Source organism: Granulicella sp. L60, from assembly GCF_009765825.1.
In the GTDB taxonomy this organism is placed as follows: Bacteria; Acidobacteriota; Terriglobia; order Terriglobales; family Acidobacteriaceae; genus Edaphobacter.
Window position 1 is genome coordinate 221,216 of sequence record NZ_LMUR01000018.1, and the last position, 20,116, is coordinate 241,331.

Sequence of the window (20,116 nt, forward strand, 5' to 3'; positions counted from 1 at the left end):
TCCAATTGCGCTGCATCAAAACTAAAAAAATATGCGTGTGTTGTTAGAGCGACCGATCTCGCCATCTCGCTTCTAGGTTGTGACGGCTCCTTCGCTGGCGCTGCTTACTGAGTTGGCGTATTTGGCGAAGACGCCGCGTTTGTAGCGGGGTTCGGGTGCCTTCCATGCGGCCAAGCGTTTGGCTATCTCGGCGTCAGAGACGTTGAGGGTGAGCTTACGGTTGGGGATGTCAAAGGTGATGGTGTCGCCTTCGTGGACGGCAGCGATGGGGCCTCCGAGTTGGGCTTCGGGGGCGACGTGACCGGCCATCAGGCCACGTGTGGCTCCGGAGAAGCGGCCGTCGGTGAGGAGGGCTACGGTCTCGGAGAGCTCGGGGATGCCTTTGATGGCGGCGGTGACGGCGAGCATCTCGCGCATGCCGGGGCCTCCGCGTGGGCCTTCGTAGCGGATGACGAGGACGTCTTTGGGGTTGATCTTTCCGGCTTCGACGGCGGCGTGGCAGGCATCTTCAGACTCGAAGACGCGCGCGGTGCCGGTGTGGTGGATGCGCTCGTGGCCTGCGACTTTGATGACTGCACCCTCGGGGGCGAGGTTGCCCTTCATGATGACGAGGCCGCCGGTTGGCTTGAGTGGATTCGACATCTCGCGGATGACAGGCTGGTTCGGAGTCTCCTGTGCGGCGGCAGCCTCTTCGCCCAGGGTCTTGCCGGTCACGGTGATTGTGTCTGCGTGGAGTAGGCCAGCGTCAAGAAGACGCTTGGCGAGGACGCGCGAGCCTCCTGCATCCTGATAGTCCCTGGCGACGTACTTTCCGCCTGGAGAGAGATCGCAGATGAACGGAGTGTGCTCGCTGATGCGATCGAAGTCATCCATCGTGAGCGGGATGTTCATCTCGCGTGCGATGGCGATGAGGTGGAGTACAGCGTTGGTGCTGCCACCTGAGGCGCATACGGCGGTGATGGCGTTTTCGATGGATTTGCGTGTGAGGATCTTCGAAGGACGAAGATCGTTTCGGCAGAGGTCCATGACGAAGCGACCGGCTTTGCGGCTGGCGGCGGCTTTGAGAGGGGACATGGCGGGGACCCCGGTGCAGACGATGGGAGAGATGCCTAAAAACTCGCCAGCCATGGCCATGGTGTTGGCGGTGAACTGACCACCGCAGGCTCCGGGGCCTGGGCAGGCTGCGGCTTCGAGGGCCTCAAGCTGCGCGTCGCTTATCTTTCCAGCGGCGTGGGAGCCCATGCCTTCGAAGACATTGAGGATGGTGATGTCTTTGCTGGTGCCGTCCGGCTGGGCGAGTTGACCGGGTGCGATGCTGCCGCCGTAGAGCATGAGGCCGGGGATGTCGAGACGGGCCATGGCCATGATGGTGCCGGGCATGTTCTTATCGCAGCCGGCGATGCAGACGATGCCGTCGAAGAGGTTGCCGCGGGCGACGAGCTCGATGGAGTCTGCGATGACCTCGCGGGAGATGAGCGAGGCCTTCATGCCTTCAGTGCCCATGGTGATGCCGTCGGAGATGGTGACGGTGTTGAACTCCATCGGCGTCCCGCCTGCTTCGCGAATGCCTTCTTTGACGGCGGCGGCGACGTCGCGCAGATGGAAGTTGCAAGGGCCGATCTCAGTCCATGTGTTGGCGACGCCGATGATTGGCTTGTGCAGATCTTCTTTGCTGAAGCCTACGCCGCGCAGGTAGGAGCGGGCAGCGGCGCGGGATGGGCCTTCGGTAAGGGGGATGGAGTATCGCTTCGGATTGATCTCGTTGCTCAAAGGACAGCCTTTCAGTGGAGTTGGTTAGCGCGTCGCAAGCTGGCGTGAATCATGCAGTGACAGGTCGGGGCTGGAGCCAGAACTCTGCATCGTGTTTGCCTTCGAAGGCGTCGAGCTTGGACTCGTGGCGCAGGGTGAGGCCGATGTCGTCGAGGCCGTTGAGGAGACAGTATTTGCGGAATGGATCAATGTCGAAGTGAGCGCTGAAGCCTTCATCGTCGGTGACGGTCTGGGCTTCGAGGTTGATTTTGATCTTGTGGACGGGATTTTTTTCTGAACGCTCCATCAGGGTTTGCACATCGGACTCAGAGAGGCGAACGAGGATCATGCCGTTTTTGCCGGCGTTCGAGAAAAAGATGTCAGCGAAGCTGGGAGCGATGACGGCGAGGAAGCCGAAGTCGGTGAGCGCCCAGGCTGCGTGCTCACGGGAACTGCCGCAGCCGAAGTTTTTTCCGGCGATGAGAATCTTCGCGTCTTTGTGGTGATGTTTGTTGAGAACGAAGTCCGGATGCGGCTGGCCGGCGTCGGGGCCCTCCTGGATGCGGCGCCAGTCGTAGAAGAGAAAGTCTCCGTAGCCGGTTCGTTCGATACGTTTGAGGAACTGCTTGGGGATGATCTGATCGGTGTCGACGTTGGGACGGTCGAGAGGTGCGGCGTGGCTGTGGAGGATGTTGATGGGATGCATTAGCGTGCCTCCTTCTGTGCAGTCTGATCTTTGAACTGCCAGGTGCGGATGTCAGTGAAGTGGCCGGTGATCGCCGCTGCGGCGGCCATCTGCGGAGAGACGAGATGAGTGCGGCCACCGCGGCCCTGGCGGCCTTCGAAGTTGCGATTGCTGGTCGATGCGCAGCGTTCGCCGGGTTCAAGGATGTCGGGGTTCATGCCGAGACACATGCTGCAGCCTGGTTCTCGCCAGTCGAAGCCGGCTTCGGTGAAGACCTTGTCTAGGCCTTCCTTTTCTGCCTGCGCTTTGACGGACTGCGAGCCCGGGACGACCATGGCACGGACGGTGGTAGCGACGTGATAGCCGCGAACGACGGAGGCAGCAGCGCGGAGATCTTCGATGCGGGCGTTGGTACAGGAGCCGATGAAGGCGCGATCGATCGTGATCTGTTCGATGGGCTCGCCGGCGTGTAGTCCCATGTACTCGAGAGCACGCTCGAAGGCCTTTTGATCGGCTTCTGAGGCGGTTGGATCGGCGAGGGGCACCGTGCTCTTGACGCCGGTGACCATGCCGGGTGAGGTGCCCCAGCTTACGGTAGGAGTGATATCGGCGGCGTTGATGGTGAGTTCGCGGTCGAAGATTGCTCCTTCGTCGGTTACTAGTTCGGACCAGTGCTGAACGGCCTGGTCCCATGCCTGGGCCGTAGGGGAGAAGTGGCGGCCATTGAGATAGGCAAAGGTGGTGGCGTCGGGCGCGATCATGCCGGCGCGGGCTCCGGCTTCGATGCTCATATTGCAGATGGTCATGCGGCCCTCCATGGAGAGCGCGCGAATGGCTGAGCCTGCGTATTCGATGACGTGACCCGTAGCTCCTGCTGTGCCGATCTCGCCGATGATGTGGAGGACGATGTCCTTGGCGGTGACGCCGACGGGAAGCGTTCCTTCGACGTTGATGCGGAAGGTCTTGGGTTTGTCCTGCGGGAGGGTCTGGGTCGCCATCACGTGTTCGACTTCGCTGGTTCCGATGCCGAAGGCTAAGGCGCCGAAGGCTCCATGGGTGCTGGTGTGGGAGTCGCCGCAGACGATGGTCATGCCGGGTTTGGTGATGCCGAGCTCGGGGCCGATGATGTGGACGATGCCCTGATTTGGCGATTGCACATCGAAGAGCTCGACGCCGAAGTCGGCACAGTTTTTGCGCAGCGCCTCGATCTGCTTGGACGCGATCTGATCGACGATGTGGAGGCGGTCCTCGATGCTGCTGGTAGGGACGTTGTGGTCTACGGTAGCGACGGTGCGGTCGGGCCTGCGCAGCTTGCGGCCGGTCATGCGCAGGCCGTCGAATGCCTGAGGGCTGGTGACCTCGTGCACGAGGTGCAGGTCGATGTAGAGGATGCTGGGTTCGCCTGCGGGCTCAGCTACGAGGTGCTGGTGCCAGACCTTTTCGAATAGGGTCTTTGGTGTCTTAGGAGATGCTGTCGTCGATGTAGTTGTCATGGGTGTGCCTTCTGCTCGGTTGGTGGCCGGGTAAATGTGTTGGCGCCGATGGCGGCGGCTGCGATCGGGTGCGGTGTTCCGTCGGGATCGACAAGGATGGCGTTGCGGATCTGCTGGATGACGGTGCTGCCCATCGGTGGCTGGGCGGTCCAGCGGGCGACGGTGTGGACCAGGGCCGCGGGAATATGGTCGGGGTCGATGGGATGGTTAGGGAAGACCCAGAGAGTGTATTCGGCGCCGGGCTCGTTAGGGGTCTTGCTGTCCTTGATCCAGTCGATGGCGCTGAAGACGATGAGTGGATGAGCGAGGCCGAGATCGACCCAGAGGAGGCCGCGCGAGGGACAGAAGCGGAAGACGCAGCCCGAGATAGAGAGGTAGCGATTTTCGTCGGCCAGTACTTTTTCGGGGACGGACAGAAAGTCGAGAGCTGTCTCGTCGAGAGGCTTGTAGCCGGTCTTGGGATTGCCCCAGAAGGTCTGTGGTGTGGTCAGGTATTGAGCGAGGAACGGGCGGAAGCGTTGATCGAGTACGAGCTGATTTTCGCGACCGTCAGCGGGTGGGGGACTGTACTGCCAGAGCCACTCGACGTTCTCCTTCGGCTGCTTCTTGTCCTTCTTGGTCTGAGGCGAAGAGATCTGCGCATGCATCGCCAGAGGTGCAAGAGCGAAAAGTGCGGCAGCGAGTTGGAGACGAATGATCACGGAGATTATGTGTTGGGGCTCGATGTTGACTTCTTTGCTGCGAAGTACATCACTACATTGACGAGAGTGAACATGACGACACCCACGATGAGGATGACTGCGATGGGTGCGCCCTTCCAGAGCTTGTAGACAAGCGTGACCGCTATGGCGCAGTTCATCAGCATGTACTTTGTGCGCGGACTCATAGCCTGGCTCATACGGCGTGCATAGCCTGACGGCGGTCGATGGATTCGGCGAGGGCCTGGTGGACGAGCTTGCCCATCTCCTGCGTGCTTACAGGAGTTTGACCGGGCTGCTGGCCGCGGGCAATGTCGGCAGTGCGGTAGCCGGCGTCGAGGATCTTGTGGACGGCTTGCTCTACGGCCTTTGCGTCCTGCTCAAGGTTTGCGGAGTGGCGGAGAATCATGGCGGCGGTGAGGATGGCTCCAAGCGGGTTTGCCTTGCCTGTGCCTGCGATGTCGGGCGCGCTGCCGTGTACGGGCTCGTAGAGATTGACGGCACCGCCGATGGTGGCGGAGGGAAGCATGCCCAGGGAGCCGGTAATGACGCCTGCCTCGTCGGAGAGGATGTCGCCGAAGAGATTCTCGGTGAGAACGACGTCGAAGTTGCGGGGGATGTTCATGATGTGCATCGCCATGGAGTCGACCAGCTGGTGTTCGAGTGTGACTGACGGATAGTCTTTGGCGACCTCGGTTACGGTGGCGCGCCAAAGCTGCGAGACCTCAAGTACATTCGCCTTGTCGACGGAGGTGACCTTCCGGCGGCGCTTGGCGGCGAGTTCGAAGGCGACGCGCGCGACGCGGACGACCTCGTCACGGGTATAGCGCATGGTGTTGATGGCTTCGTTGGTCTCCTTGTTCCACCAGCGCGGCGCGCCGAAGTAAAGGCCGCCGAGGAGCTCGCGCACGAAGAGGATGTCTACGTCTTTGGTGACCTCGGGGCGCAGGGGGGAGCTCTCGCTGAGAGCGGCGTAGGCGATGGAGGGACGCAGGTTTGCGAAGCCTCCCAGGGCTTGACGAATCTGCAGGAGGCCAGCTTCGGGGCGCTTGTCGGGAGGTAGCGCATTGAACTTGTTGTCACCCACAGCTCCAAGTAGAACGGCGTCGCATTCAAGCGCGGAGTCGAGCGTCGCTGTGGGGAGCGGGGAGCCGGTCTCGGTGATGGCAGTGCCGCCGATGAGACCGGGGACGAAGGTGAAGTCGTGACCGCCGAGTTCGGCAACGGCGCGAAGGATTTGGGTAGCCTGTTGGGTGACTTCGGGGCCGATGCCGTCGCCGGCGAGGACTGCAATTTTGAGCTTCATCATGTGCCTCTGGATCTTCAGGGTTCAAGTCCCTGTGATTGTTGCTGCAGCGAGCCGAAGCCGGCTGCCAGTCGGAATGACGGACCAAGAACGGAGTGCGAGTTTAGTGGGTGGCTACGGCAGACTTGTCGGAATGCAGCAGGCCAAGCAGGTCCTGGTCGTAGATCGATTTCTTTCGGTCGGCGAGCTCGGTGAAGCGATGGTAGACGTCGTCGAGCTGATCGCGGGTGAGTGTGTGGCCGAGTTTTTCGAGGCGATCGGCGAGAGCGCGGCGGCCGCTGTGTTTGCCAAGAACGAGATTGGTATTGGCAACGCCTACGGAAGCCGGCGTCATGATCTCGTAGGTGAGCGGGTTGGCCATCATGCCGTGCTGGTGGATGCCGGACTCATGCGCAAAGGCATTCGCGCCGACTACTGCCTTGTTGGGCGAGCAACCGAAGCTAATGAACTCGGCGAGCATCTGGCTGGTGGGATAGAGCTGTTCCATCTTGATGTTGTTGGTGTAGGGAAACTGGTCGCGACGCACCATGAGCGCGGCGGCGATCTCTTCGAGCGCGGCGTTGCCTGCACGTTCACCGATGCCGTTGATGGCGCACTCGACCTGACGCGCTCCTCCCTGGATACCGGCGAGTGAGTTGGCTACCGCCATGCCGAGGTCATCATGGCAGTGGGTGGAGAGGATTACGTTCTCGATGCCGGGGACACTGGCCTTGACGGTGCGGAAGATGGCCTCGTACTCGGCTGGCGTGGAGTAGCCGACGGTGTCGGGAATGTTGATGGTGGTGGCCCCGGCCTGGACCGCGACGGTGATCATCTTGAGCAGGAAGCCGGGATCGGTACGGGTGCCGTCTTCGGTGGAGAATTCGACGTCGTCGACGAAGGTGCGGGCGAGACGGACGGATTCAGCCGTCTGGTCGAGGGCTTGTTCTCGGGTGATCTTGAGCTTGGCCTCGAGGTGAAGGTCGGAGGAGGCGAGGAAGACGTGGATGCGGTTGCTGGCCGCGGGTTCGACGGCGCGGGCGGCTGCTTCGATGTCCTCGCGCTTGCAGCGGGCGAGGGAGGCGATGCGCGTGCCTTTTACCTGACGGGCGATGGTCTGGACGGCGTTGAAGTCGCCGTCGGATGCGATGGCGAAACCGGCTTCGAGGACATCGACGCCGAGAGATGAAATCTGGTGAGCCATACGCAGTTTTTCGTCGTGGTGCATGGTGCATCCGGGAGACTGTTCGCCGTCGCGGAGGGTGGTGTCGAAGAAGACGATTTGATTAGGCGAGGACATCGTGGTTCACTCTCTCGATCTGGACGCTATCATAATGCATGCTTATGATGGTCTGCAGGGGTATCAGAATTTCTAATCGCAGCATTCGCTGTAAATATTTTACGCCGGTGAGGTGACGAGTGGACTTAGTTCAGATGGAGACGTTTCTGGCGGTAGCGGAGGAGCGAAGTTTTTCGCGGGCTGCGGCACGGCTTCATCGTACTCAGCCAGCGGTCAGTCAGGCAATCGCCAAACTCGAAGGGGAGTTGGGTGAGGTACTGTTTGAACGGTCGTCGCGGGATGGCACGCTGACGGATGCAGGCGAGGTGCTGCGGGAGTACGCCGCTAAACTGTTGAATCTACGCGGCGATGCCGAGGTAGCGCTGACGGAGCTCCGAGAGTTGCATCGGGGCAGGCTGAACCTGGCGGCGAATGAGTACACCTGCCTGTACCTGCTGCCGCTGCTCGATGAGTTTCGGCGGCAGAATCCGCGAATCAAGCTGGCGGTACAGCGTACGCTGGCGAGCCGGATCTCAGACGAGGTGTTGATGCACTCGGTGGAGCTTGGAGTGCTGTCGTTTCGGCCCGACGATGCGCAGGTGAAGTCGATGGTGGTGTACCGGGATGAGCTGGCGTTTGTGGTGAATCCGCGACATATGCTGGCTGGGGCGGGCAAGGTGTCGATTCGACAGCTCGGCGAGCAGGATTTTATTGCGCATAATATTCCGTCGCCGCAGCGGCAGAAGGTGATCCAGGCGTTCAAGCGGCATAAGACCGCGCTGCGCATGAATGTGGAACTGCCGTCACTGGAGGCAATCAAGAGGTTCGTTGAGATGGGGAATGGGGTGGCGCTGGTGCCTGGGCTGACGGTGCGCACGGAGCTGGAGAGCGGCGCGTTGGTGCGGGTGCATGTCCCGGAGTTGCAGACAGAACGAAAGCTGAGGCTGGTGTACCGAAGGCAGGCGAGCCTGTCGCACGCGGCGCTGGCGTTTCTGAAGGTGGTGGAGGATTATGCGGCGGCTCATGGCGATCCCTACTGTTTCCAGCCGGAGCGCGGAGTGTAGGATGGCTGTGAATTTTCCTTCGAAGTCGGAACCTTTACGGAGAAACTGCGTCTGTAGCAGTAGATGGACCACCGGAGGAGCTCTTCCGGCGAATGAATGCATGAGAGTGAGAATCCGATGATTATTTTTCGCAAGCCGATAGTGAAAGTGACTCTTTTGGCGCTCTGTACGCTGGCGCTGAGTGCGATGCCGTTGATGGCGCAGGATACGACTGCGCCGACACAGGATCAGGCAGGACCACCGCAGGGAGGGCGCGGCGGGATGCAGGAGCGTCAGGTGGAAATGCTCACCAAGAAGCTCAATCTGACACCGGACCAGGTGACCCAGGTGAAGGCGATCGACGAAGATAGCCGTACTCAGGCAATGGCGGTGCGTAACGATACGTCCATTGCGGGGCCCGATAAGCGAGCGAAGATGATGGATATCCACAAGGCATCGCAGGACAAGATCCGAGCGGTGCTGACAGACGAGCAAAAGCCCAAGTATGACGCGTTGCTGGCGCAGATGCAGGAGCGCAGGCAGAATCGCCAGGGCGGTCAGGGTGGTGGTACACCTCCGGCTGCGCCGCCTCAGTAGAGATGTGTCTTAACGAGAGCAGAAATTGTTTAAAAAGAGGCCGGAGGGTGCAGATCCTCCGGCCTTCTTGCGTGATGAGCGGCCCTTCGGACGCTCGTGCGGTTACAATGAAGGACAGTGACTACGGCGCTCTGTGATCTTTTGTAAACGTGCAGCCTGCGGGACAGCGTAAGCGGCGGTCATGGACGAATTCGAAGGGATCTAGCGAAGAATGAAGAAGACGATGTTGTTGTTGGGTGCGCTGATGTTGTCTGCAGCAGCCGGTTATGCACAGGAGAGCCGGCAGGACGCGAGCATAAGCGCTACCGTACCGTTTGCTCCCCAGGTCACCGGAAACAGTGTGCAGGAGAACATGAGCATGACGATTGGCCTTTTGGCCAGCTATCGATACCTGTTGACGCCGCGGAGCGGCCTCGAAGTGAACTACAGTTATGCGCAGAACACCCACTACTACCAGGTCTTTGGGCAGGCGCAGGGTGGAATCCACACTCTGCAGCAGGAGATTAGCGCAGCGTACGTCTTCGGCTTGAACTTCAAGCGCTACAATCCGTTCCTCGAGGCCGGTCCCGGCGCAATGATCTTTTCTCCCTTCAAAGATGCCGGAACTACGAATCTGGATGTGAAACAACAGACGATCATCGGCGGTCTCTTTGGCGGTGGCGTGGCGTACGAGTTGAGTCCGAGCTTCGACATTCGAGCGGGGTATCGCGGCTTCGTGGGCAAAACACCGGACTTTGACAAGACAGGAAATGTCTTCAAGACCAATCGCTACCAGCTCATCTCGACGCCGTCGATCGGTATTGCGTATCACTTCTAAAGAATCGCGTTTGTAAGACTAGAATGCCCCAGCTAGCGCTGGGGCTTTTCTCGTACTGGGTAGGCTGGGACCGTGAAGCCTGGAACTAGCGGAAGGCGTAGGCGAGGCCGGCCGTTGTTGCAAATGGCGAAAGGCCTCCAGGATTGTAGCCGGGCCATTCCTGCTCTTCGAGGTCGATCAGCCGAACATTCAAATGGCGGATGGTGTGGATGTCTAACCCTCCGCCAAAGGCGTAGATTTTATAGGTCGCATCATATCCCCCCTGGTTGCCGTTGGTTTGGTACAAGAGTCGACCGATGCCAAAGAGTGCCTTCCCGTATACGTCGACGCGCCGATAGTGGAAGGAATAGCGTGGGCCTAGAAGATAGGAGTCTTCGCCGATAAAGTCGTGGGTGCGCCAACTGGCGAGATGGATGTCGCCTTCTAATCCGATGTTGTGGACGAAGTCGAAGTCTCCATAGATGGTCCCGCCGGAGGCATGGGTCGGACCGATATCGGGGCTGACGCGCGTTCCAGCGAAACCAAGCTGCATGGTGCCGGTGCGGGAGCTCGTGGGTAGCGCCTGACCGCGCGATCGGATTGGTAGACCGAGGGCGCAGGTGAAACAGCCGAGAACGATATACCGTTTCAACAATGTGTCCTCCTTCGTGAGCGGATGTGAGACCGAAGCCTCTGTTTTTGGGCAAAGAAATAGCGTGGACCGTCTCACACAAGAAACGAATCCACGCTTTAGGGGTTTGGTGCTTACTGTTGCGGGTTAGCTGCGTTCGGTGGTGGTGTAGCAGCCGGTGTCTGCGCTGCGGGTGCGGCTGTATTATCCGCAGGAGGAGTAGCGGCTGCTGCCGGAGCTGCTGCGGGTTCTGGTGCCGGAGCCTTGTAGTACGTCAGCTTCAGGTAGACCGGTTCGACCTCAAAGGGCATCTTGTCGGCTGCGGTGAGGAGCGGCTCGTAGGCAGAGTGCATCACGAAGACCTGATCGGTCCAGGGATCGAAGCGGAGGAAGCTTGCCAACGGCATGGCAGCTTGTTGCTTCAGGTCCTTCATGTCGAGCTTTGGTCCCTTGGCGATGATGGCCTGCATCCAGAAGGAGGAGTCGACATCGCTTTTGACCAGTCCGTCGCCGATCATCGGTTCGTTCAAGGCCTTCAGGTTTTTGACGCGCTGTTGCAGCTGTTGGAGATAGAGGCTGAAGTACTGCTGACCGCCTTCCAGTTCTTTGGCGCTCAAGAGCTCCATCGCCTTTTTCGCAGCCGCTATGTTGTCCGCGTCGGTGTGGTGCATCGGAATGCGATTGAAGACCGAGGTGGACGGGAACAGCAAGCGATCGTTGAAGGCGTACTTAGTATCGAGACGGTGAGCGAGGATGATATGTGCGATTTGGAAGGCGAGAATCGCGTTGAGGTTGCCCATCTGCTGAGCACCATCCTGCGTAACGACGCCGGTGGTGTCGAGCATGCTCTTGGAGATGACGATGGTGTTGCCGATAGCCAGGGATTCGAGCGGCTCGGTAAGCAGCGTGCGGCAGCGGATCGGCCTTGAGAGGACGATGTTGTTGTAGGCGAGGATGTTTCCGGCCAGCGCTTCAAGCGTCTTGTCGAACTCGCTTGGAGCGTCCAGAAGACCGGCCTGAAAGAGGCGCTCGACGACGTTATCCTCTGCCTGCTGTACCCAGGCACGCTGTGCGCCCAGAGGACTGACGTCCTGCGCATCATTGCTGACGTCGGTGGCGCCGACAACATCCATAGAGGTGTTTTCGGACTCCGCGGGAGGCGCCTTCAGGACATAACCCCAGATGTGATTGATTGCCTTGAACTTGAGGGTGCGGGAGACACTCTTGGGATCACTCTCCTCCACGTAGAAGGAGGTGGGGAGCCAGAGGTCGGGCTGGACGTTGGTGCGCCAGCTGTCGAAGTGATAGAACTCCTTCTGATCTTCTTCTGTACCGGCAAAGTCTCCGTTGAAGCGGACGACGTTGCCTTCGCGGGTTTCGATCCAGATGCGGCCGAAGAAGCGGCCATACGCCTTCTTTCCGTCGATGGGGGTTACATCGAAGACGGCGGTGGGAGTATTGCCGAGAAAGTCATTGCGAACATAGCCGAAGGTATAGTGCTGGCGATCGAACCCATTGGAGTCCATGAGCAGCATCTGGACAAAGCCGGATTCGTGGAAGTTGAGGCGCAGACTACCGCCAAGGCCGCCGATTGCAGCCATGGAGTGCTTGAAGAAGCCCATCTTGCCGCCGTTCTCGGCGCTCTGAGAGGTCTCCTTGTTGACGGCGTAGGTTTGATCGTTGATGACGTTTTTAAAGTCGACGCGGCTCAGGAAGTGCTGGTCGGAGTCCGGAACCTGGCCTAGGATGGGATCGGGCCTCATGTTCTGAATGTAGGTCTCGACCAGGGGAGTGCGCTGCTGGATCGTCTTGATGACAGCCTTTTCGCGGACGATAGCCTTGTCGATGAGGGCGTTCTGCGACGCAGTGGGCTTGTGCGCAGCCGAGATGTCCTCATCCTTCTTCTTCTTTCCGGAATGCAGGAGGCTTGCTCCAGCATGGGAGGGGAGAGTGGTAGCGACGAAGAGTGCCAGCAAAAGACCGGCGGTAGACTGTTTCGCGAAAATCATGATTTGCGGCTCCTGCAGTGACCGTAGAGTAGTCAACTTAATGATGGACTTGATGCTAGTTCATGAGGTGACAACCGGAAAAAAGTTTTTTCACCCGGCAAGCTGGAATGCGATGTTGACGACGCCTTCCCAGTCGACCGGACGGCCAGAGGCGTCGGTGGCAGGCTGGAAGCGAGTAGACTGTACGGCACGGATTGCAGACTCTCCAAGTCCGTGGCCGAGGTCGCTGGTGACGCCGAGTACCTGAACGGCACCCGAGGAGGAGACACGAAGGCGAACTGAGACGACGCCTTCGATATGCAGTTTGATTGCCTCTGCGGTGTACTCTGGCTTGGGTTTAAAGAGCACCTTGGGACCGGTTTGGGTTGGACCCGAGGTTGGTCCGGCGGGCTTCGGCATGGGCGGTGGCGCGTTCTGACCGAGATTGACGATACCTGGCGAGCGGCCTGGAGCGTTCATGGGACCTGTACCGCCGGTGACACCAAGCTTGATGCCGACCACAGATGCGGAGGCATTATTCTTGCCGTTCATGTTCTGGCTACTGGCTGAGCCGGAACCAAGATTGACAACCTTCGAGGCTGCTCCCATGCCGGTATTGGATGCTGGCATGCCTGACATTCCCTTGTTGCCCAGGTTGATGGCGCTCGTGGTGGGGCGATTGGAGGGAGCGATGGGGTTGGTCTGCGAGCCGAGCGCGACGGCGGTTGGGTGTGGCGCGTTATTGACGACTGCTGCAGGCTGAGCCTGTGCGAGATTGACGACCCTTGGCGCAGGCGGTGGCTGGACCAGCTTAGGCGGCGCAGGAGCAACGACCGGCATCGGCTGAACCATCTTGATCTCTGGTGGTTTGGGCGGCTCGGGAACTTTGATATCCGGCAGCTTGATCTTCGGCGGCTCGATCTTTGCGATCTGCGGCGTCGGAGGAAGTTTCGGCGGCTTGATCTTGATCGGCGGCGGATCTGGCTTCTTGTCGAGAAGTACCGGAGAGCTCAGTTCGGTTAGTTTGTGCCGGTTGTCGATCGTCTTCTTGGCCGCGGCTCCGATGATGATGGCGCAGAGAGCGATGACGATGTTGAGCGTGATGGAGGTAAAGAGCGAGGCCTTGCTCTGGTTGCCGTCGTTGAGAACGCCGAAGTGTGCGAACTGCATATTCTGCGGGTTGGGGTCATCACTGCGAAGCGGCTTGGCCATAAAAATCCTTGAAAGGGCCTCTTATGGAAGAGGCGTCAGAGTGAGACTGATACTGACGTGGTTGTCAGAATCAGTACGGAGGAAGGGTGACTCCGAGTGCTTCGCCGGAGTGCCAACGTTCAGTTGAAATCAGACCCGACTGAACTGGTTCGATACAACTGTGCGATCTATGATCGCTAAGGAGTTCAGATTTCGCTGCGTCCTAGAGAAGACGCAGGCCAGGAATAAAAAGGTTGGAGCAGACGCCGTACACAGGGGAGGAATCTCGTCTGCCTGTGACAGTGCTTAACTCGTCACTTATGCAAGTATATTGCCGTAAGCGTAAGTGATTGACACTGGTACTTTTGTGGTATCCAAGAAGGAAACCTAAGGAGCGATTGGATGAAGATTTTGATAACGGGTGGGGCGGGCTACATTGGTGGAACGGTGACACGGCTTTTGCTGGCGGCGGGACACTCGGTCACGGTGTATGACAACCTTTGCCATAGCAAGCGGTTAGCGGTTGCCGAGAAGGCTGTGTTTGTAGAGGGAGATATTGCGGATCGGGGTCTGATTGAGAGGACGCTGAGCGAGGGCCGGTTCGACGGGGTAATGCACTTTGCCGCGCTGATCGAGGCGGGCGAGAGCATGAAGCATCCTGAGATCTACTTCAGGAACAATACGGCGTCGACGCTGACGCTGCTGGAGGCGATGCTGGCGACGGGACATGACCGGCTGGTGTTCAGCTCGACGGCGGCCTGTTACGGCGAGCCGGAGAAGACTCCGATCCTGGAGGATGCGAAGCTGCAGCCGACGAATCCTTATGGGGAGAGCAAGTTGCTGGTGGAGCATATGCTGCGTTGGATGAATCTGGTTCACGGGTTCAAGTATGCGAGTCTGCGGTACTTCAATGTGGCGGGCGCGATTGAGGGTTATGGCGAGGCGCATGAGCCGGAGTCGCATCTGATTCCGCTGATCCTCGATGTGGCGATGGGACGGAGAGAGAAGATCAAGATCTTCGGGCAGGATTATCCGACCAAGGATGGGACTTGCGTGCGGGATTACATCCATGTGCGCGATCTGGCGGAGGCTCATCTGCTTGCGCTTGGGGCGTTGAGTGAGGCTCGGAGCAAATTGATTTACAACATCGGCAACGGGCAGGGGTTCACGGTGCGCGAGGTGATCGAGTCGGTGGGCCGGGTGACGGGGCGGGCTATCGCGGTGGAGGAGTGTCCGCGGAGGCCGGGCGATCCGGCGGTGCTGGTGGCGAGCTCGGAGAGGATCAAGGACGAGCTGGGATGGAAGCCGCAGTACGCGGAGCTGGACCAGATCGTGGCGAGCGCGTGGGAGTGGCACCAGAGGCGTTACGAGCAGGCCTGAGCGGGCGGAGGAGGCGATCCGTTTGGATCGCCTCGTTTGAGGCAGGGCTGAGGGGAAGAGGAGACGACCTTGATTGAGAGTATGTTCCATCTGCATCTTCCGATCGTGGAGAAGATTCTGCGTCCGATGATCGTTTACCTGTGCCTGATCGGGTTTCTGCGCGTGTTCGGGAAGCGGGAGCTGGCACAGTTGAATCCGTTCGATCTTGTGGTGCTGCTGAGCCTCTCGAACACGGTGCAGAACGCGATGATCGGGGACGACAACTCAGTCTCGGGCGGCGTGATCGGGGCGCTTTCTCTGCTCACGATCAACTGGGCGCTGACGCGTGTGCTGTACCGGCTGCCGAAGGTGAACAACGCGCTGGAGGGCACCGAGACGGTGCTGATCCGGCATGGCGTTGTGGACTGGGACGCGGCTAAGAAGGAGGCTTTGACCGAGATCGAGCTGCGTTCGGTGCTGCATAAGCAGGGGTTCAGCGACTTCAGCGAGGTGGAGAAGTGCGTTCTGGAGCCTAACGGCAACTTCTACCTTGAGGGTATCAAGTCGATGAGCGACGACGCGCAGCGGGCGGTGATGCTGGAGGCGATCGAACTGCTGACCCGTGAGGTGCGGGAGATGCGTACGGAGCTGGCGGCACGGTAAGTCTCTGCTTGCGCTTCGTGGTTTCTTCGCGGCGATTTGTGGTGCACTTGCTGGTGATTCGCTGCGCTCTGTGTCCGGTCTCCTGTCCATGTTGATGGGGTCCCCCACCCCCTGGGGGGTACCCCTGTGAAAGTTCAATGATTACAATAAGTTAGCAAAAATCACTCTCGCTAAATATTTGTAAACAAGTGGGTTACGGCTAAATATCTGTTTCCAAAGGAGAAAGCCCCGGACTGGTCGCCGGGGCTTTCTTTTTCATCTCTATATCCAGTATAGCGGTTGGAGGGTAACTCCTACGCCAGGCGAATCTTCTTGATTGGCGCGGGTTTTGAGCAGTCTGGGGGTTGACAGAGTTTTGGGTTCAGGAGGAGTGCTTCTGCATGGCTTGAAGGTAGCGCTCGGGTGGGTTGGGGAGTTGGGAGTCGCGGATGGCGGCGCGGTAGCCACCCATGTAGATGGAGTACATGACGGCGAGGGCGCAGCCGACGCCAAAGGCGAAGCCGAGAAAGAAGCCGATGGCGGTGGGAAGGTACGGGCTCATGATGGATGAGTCTATCGCGGTTGGGTGTTCCCCAGATTCGTTGGCAGCGGGTAGGAAGGCATGTCTCAGGGGCTGAAGCCCCTTTTCCGGTGGGCTGGGGACCCCAAGGCTAAAGCCTTGGGCTATCTCAAAAGCAAAGGCGGTTGCAAAAGCAACGACAACAGCAACCGCAGATCCCTACGGGATGACAAACAAAGGGACAAACAACGGCAAGAGCAAGAACAACCGCAGATCCCTACGGGATGACAAACGAAGGGACAAACAACGGCAACAACAACGGCAACGGCGAGTACAGACGCAGATCGCCTGTGGGGATGACAAGCAAAAGAGACAAAATAGAGCGGGGAACCAAGGCTCGCGATGGATGGGATGGGGCTGGGTGGCCGAGGTCGAGGCGGTTGGATGTGACACACCTTTTGATGAATCTGCTAGATTGAGATGTTTCAAAGGCGCTTGGATGGTGGCCTGTGAAGAGGCGAAGGTAAGGGATGTCTAAGTCTCCTGAGTCTTTGGGATGAAATATCGAGTCTGATAGGTGAGAGCCGGTCAGGATTTGGCAAGCAACGATGGTGTACGACAGGAGAGAGAATGAACAAGTTTGAACGCTGGTGGATTGCTTTTGCTGGAGTTTTGTTGCAGATGGCCCTGGGAGCTGTGTACGCGTGGAGCGTGTTCCGGATTCCGCTGGCGAAGTTGTTTCACAGCACGATCTCCGAGGTGACGCTGACCTTTACGATCGCGATCATGGTGCTTGGGTTTGCATCGTTCTTTGGCGGTCTGTGGCTGAAGCGGGTTGGGCCGCGTGTGGTGGCGATGACGGGCGGGGTGTTGTACGGCGGCGGCGTGTTTCTGGCCAGCTTTTCGAGTCACGGGTTGTGGTGGCTTTACCTGACGTATGGCGTGATCGGTGGCATCGGGCTGGGATTTTCGTATATTGTTCCGGTTGCAGTGCTGCTGAAGTGGTTTCCTGACCGTCGCGGCCTGATGACGGGCATTGCGGTGGGCGGATTTGGCGCGGGTGCGCTGGTGACGGCTCCGATTGCGACACGGCTGATTCAGAGTGTGGGCGTGCTGGAGACGTTCGCTTACCTAGGAGTCGCGTTCCTGATCGTCTGCGTGGCTGCGGGCTTCTTTATGCAGAATCCGCCGGAGGGTTGGCAGCCGGAGGGCTGGACGCCGAACGCGAAGCAGAAGGTGCAGTCGAATGCAAAGGCCTTTACGCTGGGCGAGGCGCTGAAGACGTGGCAGTGGTGGGCGTTGTGGCTGCTGCTGTTCCTGAATACGTCGGCGGGTATTTCGATCATCTCGCAGGAGGCTCCGATGTTTCAGGAGCTGGCGAAGATCACGGCGATTGTGGCTGCGGGCATGATCGGGATTGTGAGCATCGGGAACGCCGCGGGGCGTGTGTTCTGGGCGTGGGCGTCGGATGCGCTGGGGCGGCGGATGACCTTCGCGGTGATGTTCGTCGCGCAGATCGCGTTGTTCTGGGTTCTGCCCAGCCTGCATACGGTGGGCGGCGTGACGACGGTAGCCTTTATCATCCTGCTCTGCTACGGCGGCGGCTTCGGCACCATGCCTGCGTTTGCGGCAGACTACTTCGGGTCCACGAATGTGGGTTCGATCTATGGGCTGATGCTGACGGCGTGGGGATTTGCCAGCGCCTTTGGGCCGCTGCTGATCGCGCATATGCGCCAGGTGAGCGGAGGGTATGCGAGCGGGCTGCATGTGATTGCGGTGGTGATGCTGATCTCGGCGGTGCTGCCGCTGCTGGTGAGGCCGCCGGCGCCGGTGAAGTAGGCGCGGGCTAAATGATTGGGAGTGATGCAACGGCGTGCGCTGCCGCGCGGGCCCACTGCTCGTGGGGAGGTCACTTCGTGACTTGTGTACCGGCTTCGCCGTGGGCCGCCCGTTGGTTGGCGGAAAGATTCTATTCTTGACTGCGACCAGCGGGAGCACCCAGCGAAAGGGTATATAAGTCACGAAGTGACCTCTCGCCGAGCAGGCGGCCCGTCCGGCAGGACAGAGTCTTCGGTCAGCGCGGTTGCTGCGCGAACCTGTATAGGGTACCTTCATTTTGCTGGATATTTTGCTGAAAAGAATGGATCGGGGGCTGGCGTGGCAAGGGTTGAGGAGCATACGAATCTGGATTCGAGTTTGAGGGAGAACAGGGTGTTTGCACCGCCGGCGGAGTTTGCGGCGAAGGCCAATGTGAAGAGTCTGGCGGAGTATGAGGCGATGTATCGGCGGAGCGTGGAGCAGCCGGAGGAGTTCTGGGCGGAGGCTGCGGGGGAGCTGGAGTGGTTTGCGCCGTGGACGAAGGTGATGGAGGGTGAGGCGGCGCAGGCGAAGTGGTTTGTGGGGGGGAAGCTGAATCTTTCGCACAACTGCGTGGATCGTCATGCGAAGGGCGCGCGGAGGGACAAGGTGGCGTTGCTGTGGGAGGGCGAGCCGGGTGAGGTTCGGAGGATGACGTATGGCGAGCTGCATGAGCAGGTGCAGCGGTTTGCGAATGTGCTGAAGGGGTTGGGGGTGAGGCGCGGCGACCGGGTGGCGGTGTATATGGGGATGTGTCCGGAGCTGGCGGTGGCGCTGTTGGGGTGTGCGCGGATTGGGGCGATCCATTCGGTGATCTTCGGCGGGTTTGCGGCGCATGCGATCTCGGACAGGGTGAACGATTCGGAGTGCGTGGCGGTGATTACGCAGGATACGAGCTATCGGCGGGGAGCGGAGGTTCAGCTGAAGGGGATTGTGGATGCGGCGCTGGAGAGCTGCACGACGGTGAAGAATGTGGTGGTGTTTCGGCGGTCGGGCTCGGCGGTGAAGATGCAGGCGGGGCGCGATGCGTGGTGGCACGAGTTGATGGAGAGCGCGGCGGCGGAGTGTGCGGCGGAGTGGATGGATGCGGAGGATCCGCTGTATCTGCTGTATACGTCGGGGACGACGGGGAAGCCGAAGGGGTTGGTGCATACGACGGGTGGGTACTCGGTGCAGACGTATCTGACGAGCAAGTATGTGTTCGATCTGCGGGATGACGATGTGTACTGGTGTACGGCGGATATTGGGTGGGTGACGGGGCACAGCTACGTGGTGTACGGGCCGCTGCAGAACGGTGCGACGGTGATGATGTATGAGGGGGCTCCGAACTGGCCGGAGAATGACCGGTTCTGGAAGATTGTGGACGACCACAAGGTGACGGTTTTTTATACGGCGCCGACGGCGATTCGGGCGTTTACGAAGTGGGGCGATGCGTGGGTGGAGAAGTACTCGCTGGCTTCGCTGCGGTTGCTGGGGACGGTGGGCGAGCCGATCAATCCGGAGTCGTGGATGTGGTATCACCGGATGATCGGGAAGGAGCGGTGCCCGATTGTGGATACGTACTGGCAGACGGAGACGGGGGCGATCATGATTGCGCCGATTCCGGGTGCGGTGGCGACGAAGCCGGGATCGGCGACGAGGCCATTCTTTGGGATTGTGCCGGAGGTGGTTACAAAAGAAGGTGAGCCGGTGCCGGATGGGCATGGCGGGTTGCTGGTGATGCGGAGGCCGTGGCCTTCGATGGCGCGGACGATCTATGGAGATCAGGCTCGGTATGAGGAGACGTACTGGAGTGAGGTGCCGGGGAGCTACTTTACGGGCGATGGGGCGCGGCGGGATGCGGATGGTTATTTCTGGTTGATGGGCCGGGTGGATGACGTGATCAACGTGAGCGGGCATCGGCTGGGGACGATGGAGGTGGAGTCTGCGCTGGTGGCGCATCCGAAGGTGGCGGAGGCGGCGGCGGTGGGACGGCCGCATGAGATGAAGGGGCAGGCGATCGCCGTGTTTGTGACGTTGGAGGGTGGGCATGAGCCGAGCGAGGAGCTGCGGCAGGAGCTAAGGCAGTGGGTGGCGAAGGAGATTGGGGCGCTGGCTCGGCCGGACGATCTGACGTTTACGCAGGCGCTGCCGAAGACCAGGAGCGGGAAGATTATGCGGCGGCTGTTGCGGGAGCTGGCGACGACGGGCGAGGTGAAGGGCGATACGACGACGCTGGAGGATTTTACGGTGATTGCGAAGCTGCGCGAGGGGGAGGAGTAGCGGCTGGTTTCGCAGTTGGAGGAGAGCGAAGAGCAAGGACA

The 20,116-nt window shown here is 59.8% G+C and carries 18 protein-coding genes; 7 read left to right on the plus strand and 11 right to left on the minus strand.

The features are described 5' to 3' along the window. Positions 1 to 72: 72 nt before the first annotated feature. The 7 genes from ilvD to GSQ82_RS11390 form a co-directional block, all read right to left on the minus strand. The gene (ilvD, locus tag GSQ82_RS11360) at positions 73 to 1,770 is read right to left on the minus strand and encodes a dihydroxy-acid dehydratase (RefSeq protein WP_158792406.1); all 1,698 of its coding nucleotides are present in this window, start codon (positions 1,768 to 1,770) and stop codon (positions 73 to 75) included. Between the two features lie 49 nt (positions 1,771 to 1,819). Beyond that, positions 1,820 to 2,455, minus strand: a complete 636-nt coding sequence (gene leuD, locus GSQ82_RS11365) for a 3-isopropylmalate dehydratase small subunit (protein WP_158792407.1) — start codon at positions 2,453 to 2,455, stop codon at positions 1,820 to 1,822. Further along, positions 2,455 to 3,927, minus strand: coding sequence for a 3-isopropylmalate dehydratase large subunit (gene leuC, locus GSQ82_RS11370; protein ID WP_158792408.1), 1,473 nt, complete (start codon positions 3,925 to 3,927; stop codon positions 2,455 to 2,457). The genes leuD and leuC overlap by 1 nt, the downstream gene beginning before the upstream one ends. Next, entirely contained in the window at positions 3,924 to 4,628 is a 705-nt protein-coding gene (locus GSQ82_RS11375; protein WP_216847070.1) for a hypothetical protein, read from the minus strand. The genes leuC and GSQ82_RS11375 overlap by 4 nt, the downstream gene beginning before the upstream one ends. A gap of 5 nt (positions 4,629 to 4,633) precedes the next feature. Next, entirely contained in the window at positions 4,634 to 4,813 is a 180-nt protein-coding gene (locus GSQ82_RS11380; RefSeq protein WP_158792409.1) for a hypothetical protein, read from the minus strand. A gap of 8 nt (positions 4,814 to 4,821) precedes the next feature. Beyond that, entirely contained in the window at positions 4,822 to 5,931 is a 1,110-nt protein-coding gene (gene leuB / locus GSQ82_RS11385; protein WP_158793631.1) for a 3-isopropylmalate dehydrogenase, read from the minus strand. 103 nt (positions 5,932 to 6,034) lie between these two features. Then, positions 6,035 to 7,210, minus strand: coding sequence for a 2-isopropylmalate synthase (locus GSQ82_RS11390; protein ID WP_158792410.1), 1,176 nt, complete (start codon positions 7,208 to 7,210; stop codon positions 6,035 to 6,037). A 119-nt stretch (positions 7,211 to 7,329) separates the two neighbouring features. Between GSQ82_RS11390 and GSQ82_RS11395 the strand changes: the two genes are divergently transcribed. From GSQ82_RS11395 to GSQ82_RS11405, 3 genes are all read left to right on the plus strand, one after another. After that, the gene (locus tag GSQ82_RS11395; protein WP_158792411.1) at positions 7,330 to 8,253 is read left to right on the plus strand and encodes a LysR family transcriptional regulator; all 924 of its coding nucleotides are present in this window, start codon (positions 7,330 to 7,332) and stop codon (positions 8,251 to 8,253) included. A gap of 117 nt (positions 8,254 to 8,370) precedes the next feature. Next, positions 8,371 to 8,829 carry a hypothetical protein gene (locus tag GSQ82_RS11400; RefSeq protein ID WP_158792412.1) on the plus strand — a complete coding sequence of 153 codons (459 nt, stop codon included), beginning with the start codon at positions 8,371 to 8,373 and terminating at the stop codon, positions 8,827 to 8,829. A gap of 211 nt (positions 8,830 to 9,040) precedes the next feature. Continuing rightward, positions 9,041 to 9,646 carry an outer membrane beta-barrel protein gene (locus tag GSQ82_RS11405; RefSeq protein ID WP_158792413.1) on the plus strand — a complete coding sequence of 202 codons (606 nt, stop codon included), beginning with the start codon at positions 9,041 to 9,043 and terminating at the stop codon, positions 9,644 to 9,646. Positions 9,647 to 9,731: 85 nt separating this feature from the next. Here GSQ82_RS11405 and GSQ82_RS11410 read toward each other — a convergent pair whose 3' ends face one another. The 3 genes from GSQ82_RS11410 to GSQ82_RS11420 form a co-directional block, all read right to left on the minus strand. Beyond that, positions 9,732 to 10,280, minus strand: coding sequence for a hypothetical protein (locus GSQ82_RS11410; RefSeq protein ID WP_158792414.1), 549 nt, complete (start codon positions 10,278 to 10,280; stop codon positions 9,732 to 9,734). 110 nt (positions 10,281 to 10,390) lie between these two features. Then, positions 10,391 to 12,265 (minus strand): hypothetical protein, encoded by a 1,875-nt coding sequence (locus tag GSQ82_RS11415; protein WP_158792415.1) that lies wholly within the window; start codon positions 12,263 to 12,265, stop codon positions 10,391 to 10,393. Between the two features lie 90 nt (positions 12,266 to 12,355). Continuing rightward, the gene (locus tag GSQ82_RS11420) at positions 12,356 to 13,456 is read right to left on the minus strand and encodes an energy transducer TonB (protein WP_158792416.1); all 1,101 of its coding nucleotides are present in this window, start codon (positions 13,454 to 13,456) and stop codon (positions 12,356 to 12,358) included. Between the two features lie 381 nt (positions 13,457 to 13,837). On the opposite strand from GSQ82_RS11420, the gene galE reads away from it, so the two are divergent. Continuing rightward, positions 13,838 to 14,815, plus strand: a complete 978-nt coding sequence (gene galE, locus GSQ82_RS11425) for a UDP-glucose 4-epimerase GalE (protein WP_158792417.1) — start codon at positions 13,838 to 13,840, stop codon at positions 14,813 to 14,815. Positions 14,816 to 14,884: 69 nt separating this feature from the next. Then, complete coding sequence (locus tag GSQ82_RS11430; protein WP_158792418.1) at positions 14,885 to 15,457, plus strand: DUF421 domain-containing protein; 573 nt, start codon at positions 14,885 to 14,887, stop codon at positions 15,455 to 15,457. A gap of 361 nt (positions 15,458 to 15,818) precedes the next feature. On the opposite strand, the gene GSQ82_RS11435 is transcribed toward GSQ82_RS11430, so the two are convergent. Continuing rightward, positions 15,819 to 15,998 (minus strand): hypothetical protein, encoded by a 180-nt coding sequence (locus GSQ82_RS11435; protein ID WP_158792419.1) that lies wholly within the window; start codon positions 15,996 to 15,998, stop codon positions 15,819 to 15,821. 588 nt (positions 15,999 to 16,586) lie between these two features. Here GSQ82_RS11435 and GSQ82_RS11440 point away from each other — a divergent pair. Together GSQ82_RS11440 and acs are read left to right on the plus strand one after the other, a co-directional pair. Further along, positions 16,587 to 17,795: an OFA family MFS transporter gene (locus GSQ82_RS11440; RefSeq protein WP_158792420.1), complete on the plus strand. Its 1,209-nt coding sequence runs from the start codon at positions 16,587 to 16,589 to the stop codon at positions 17,793 to 17,795. 318 nt (positions 17,796 to 18,113) lie between these two features. Beyond that, positions 18,114 to 20,075: an acetate--CoA ligase gene (acs, locus tag GSQ82_RS11445; RefSeq protein ID WP_158792421.1), complete on the plus strand. Its 1,962-nt coding sequence runs from the start codon at positions 18,114 to 18,116 to the stop codon at positions 20,073 to 20,075. Positions 20,076 to 20,116 lie beyond the last annotated feature (41 nt).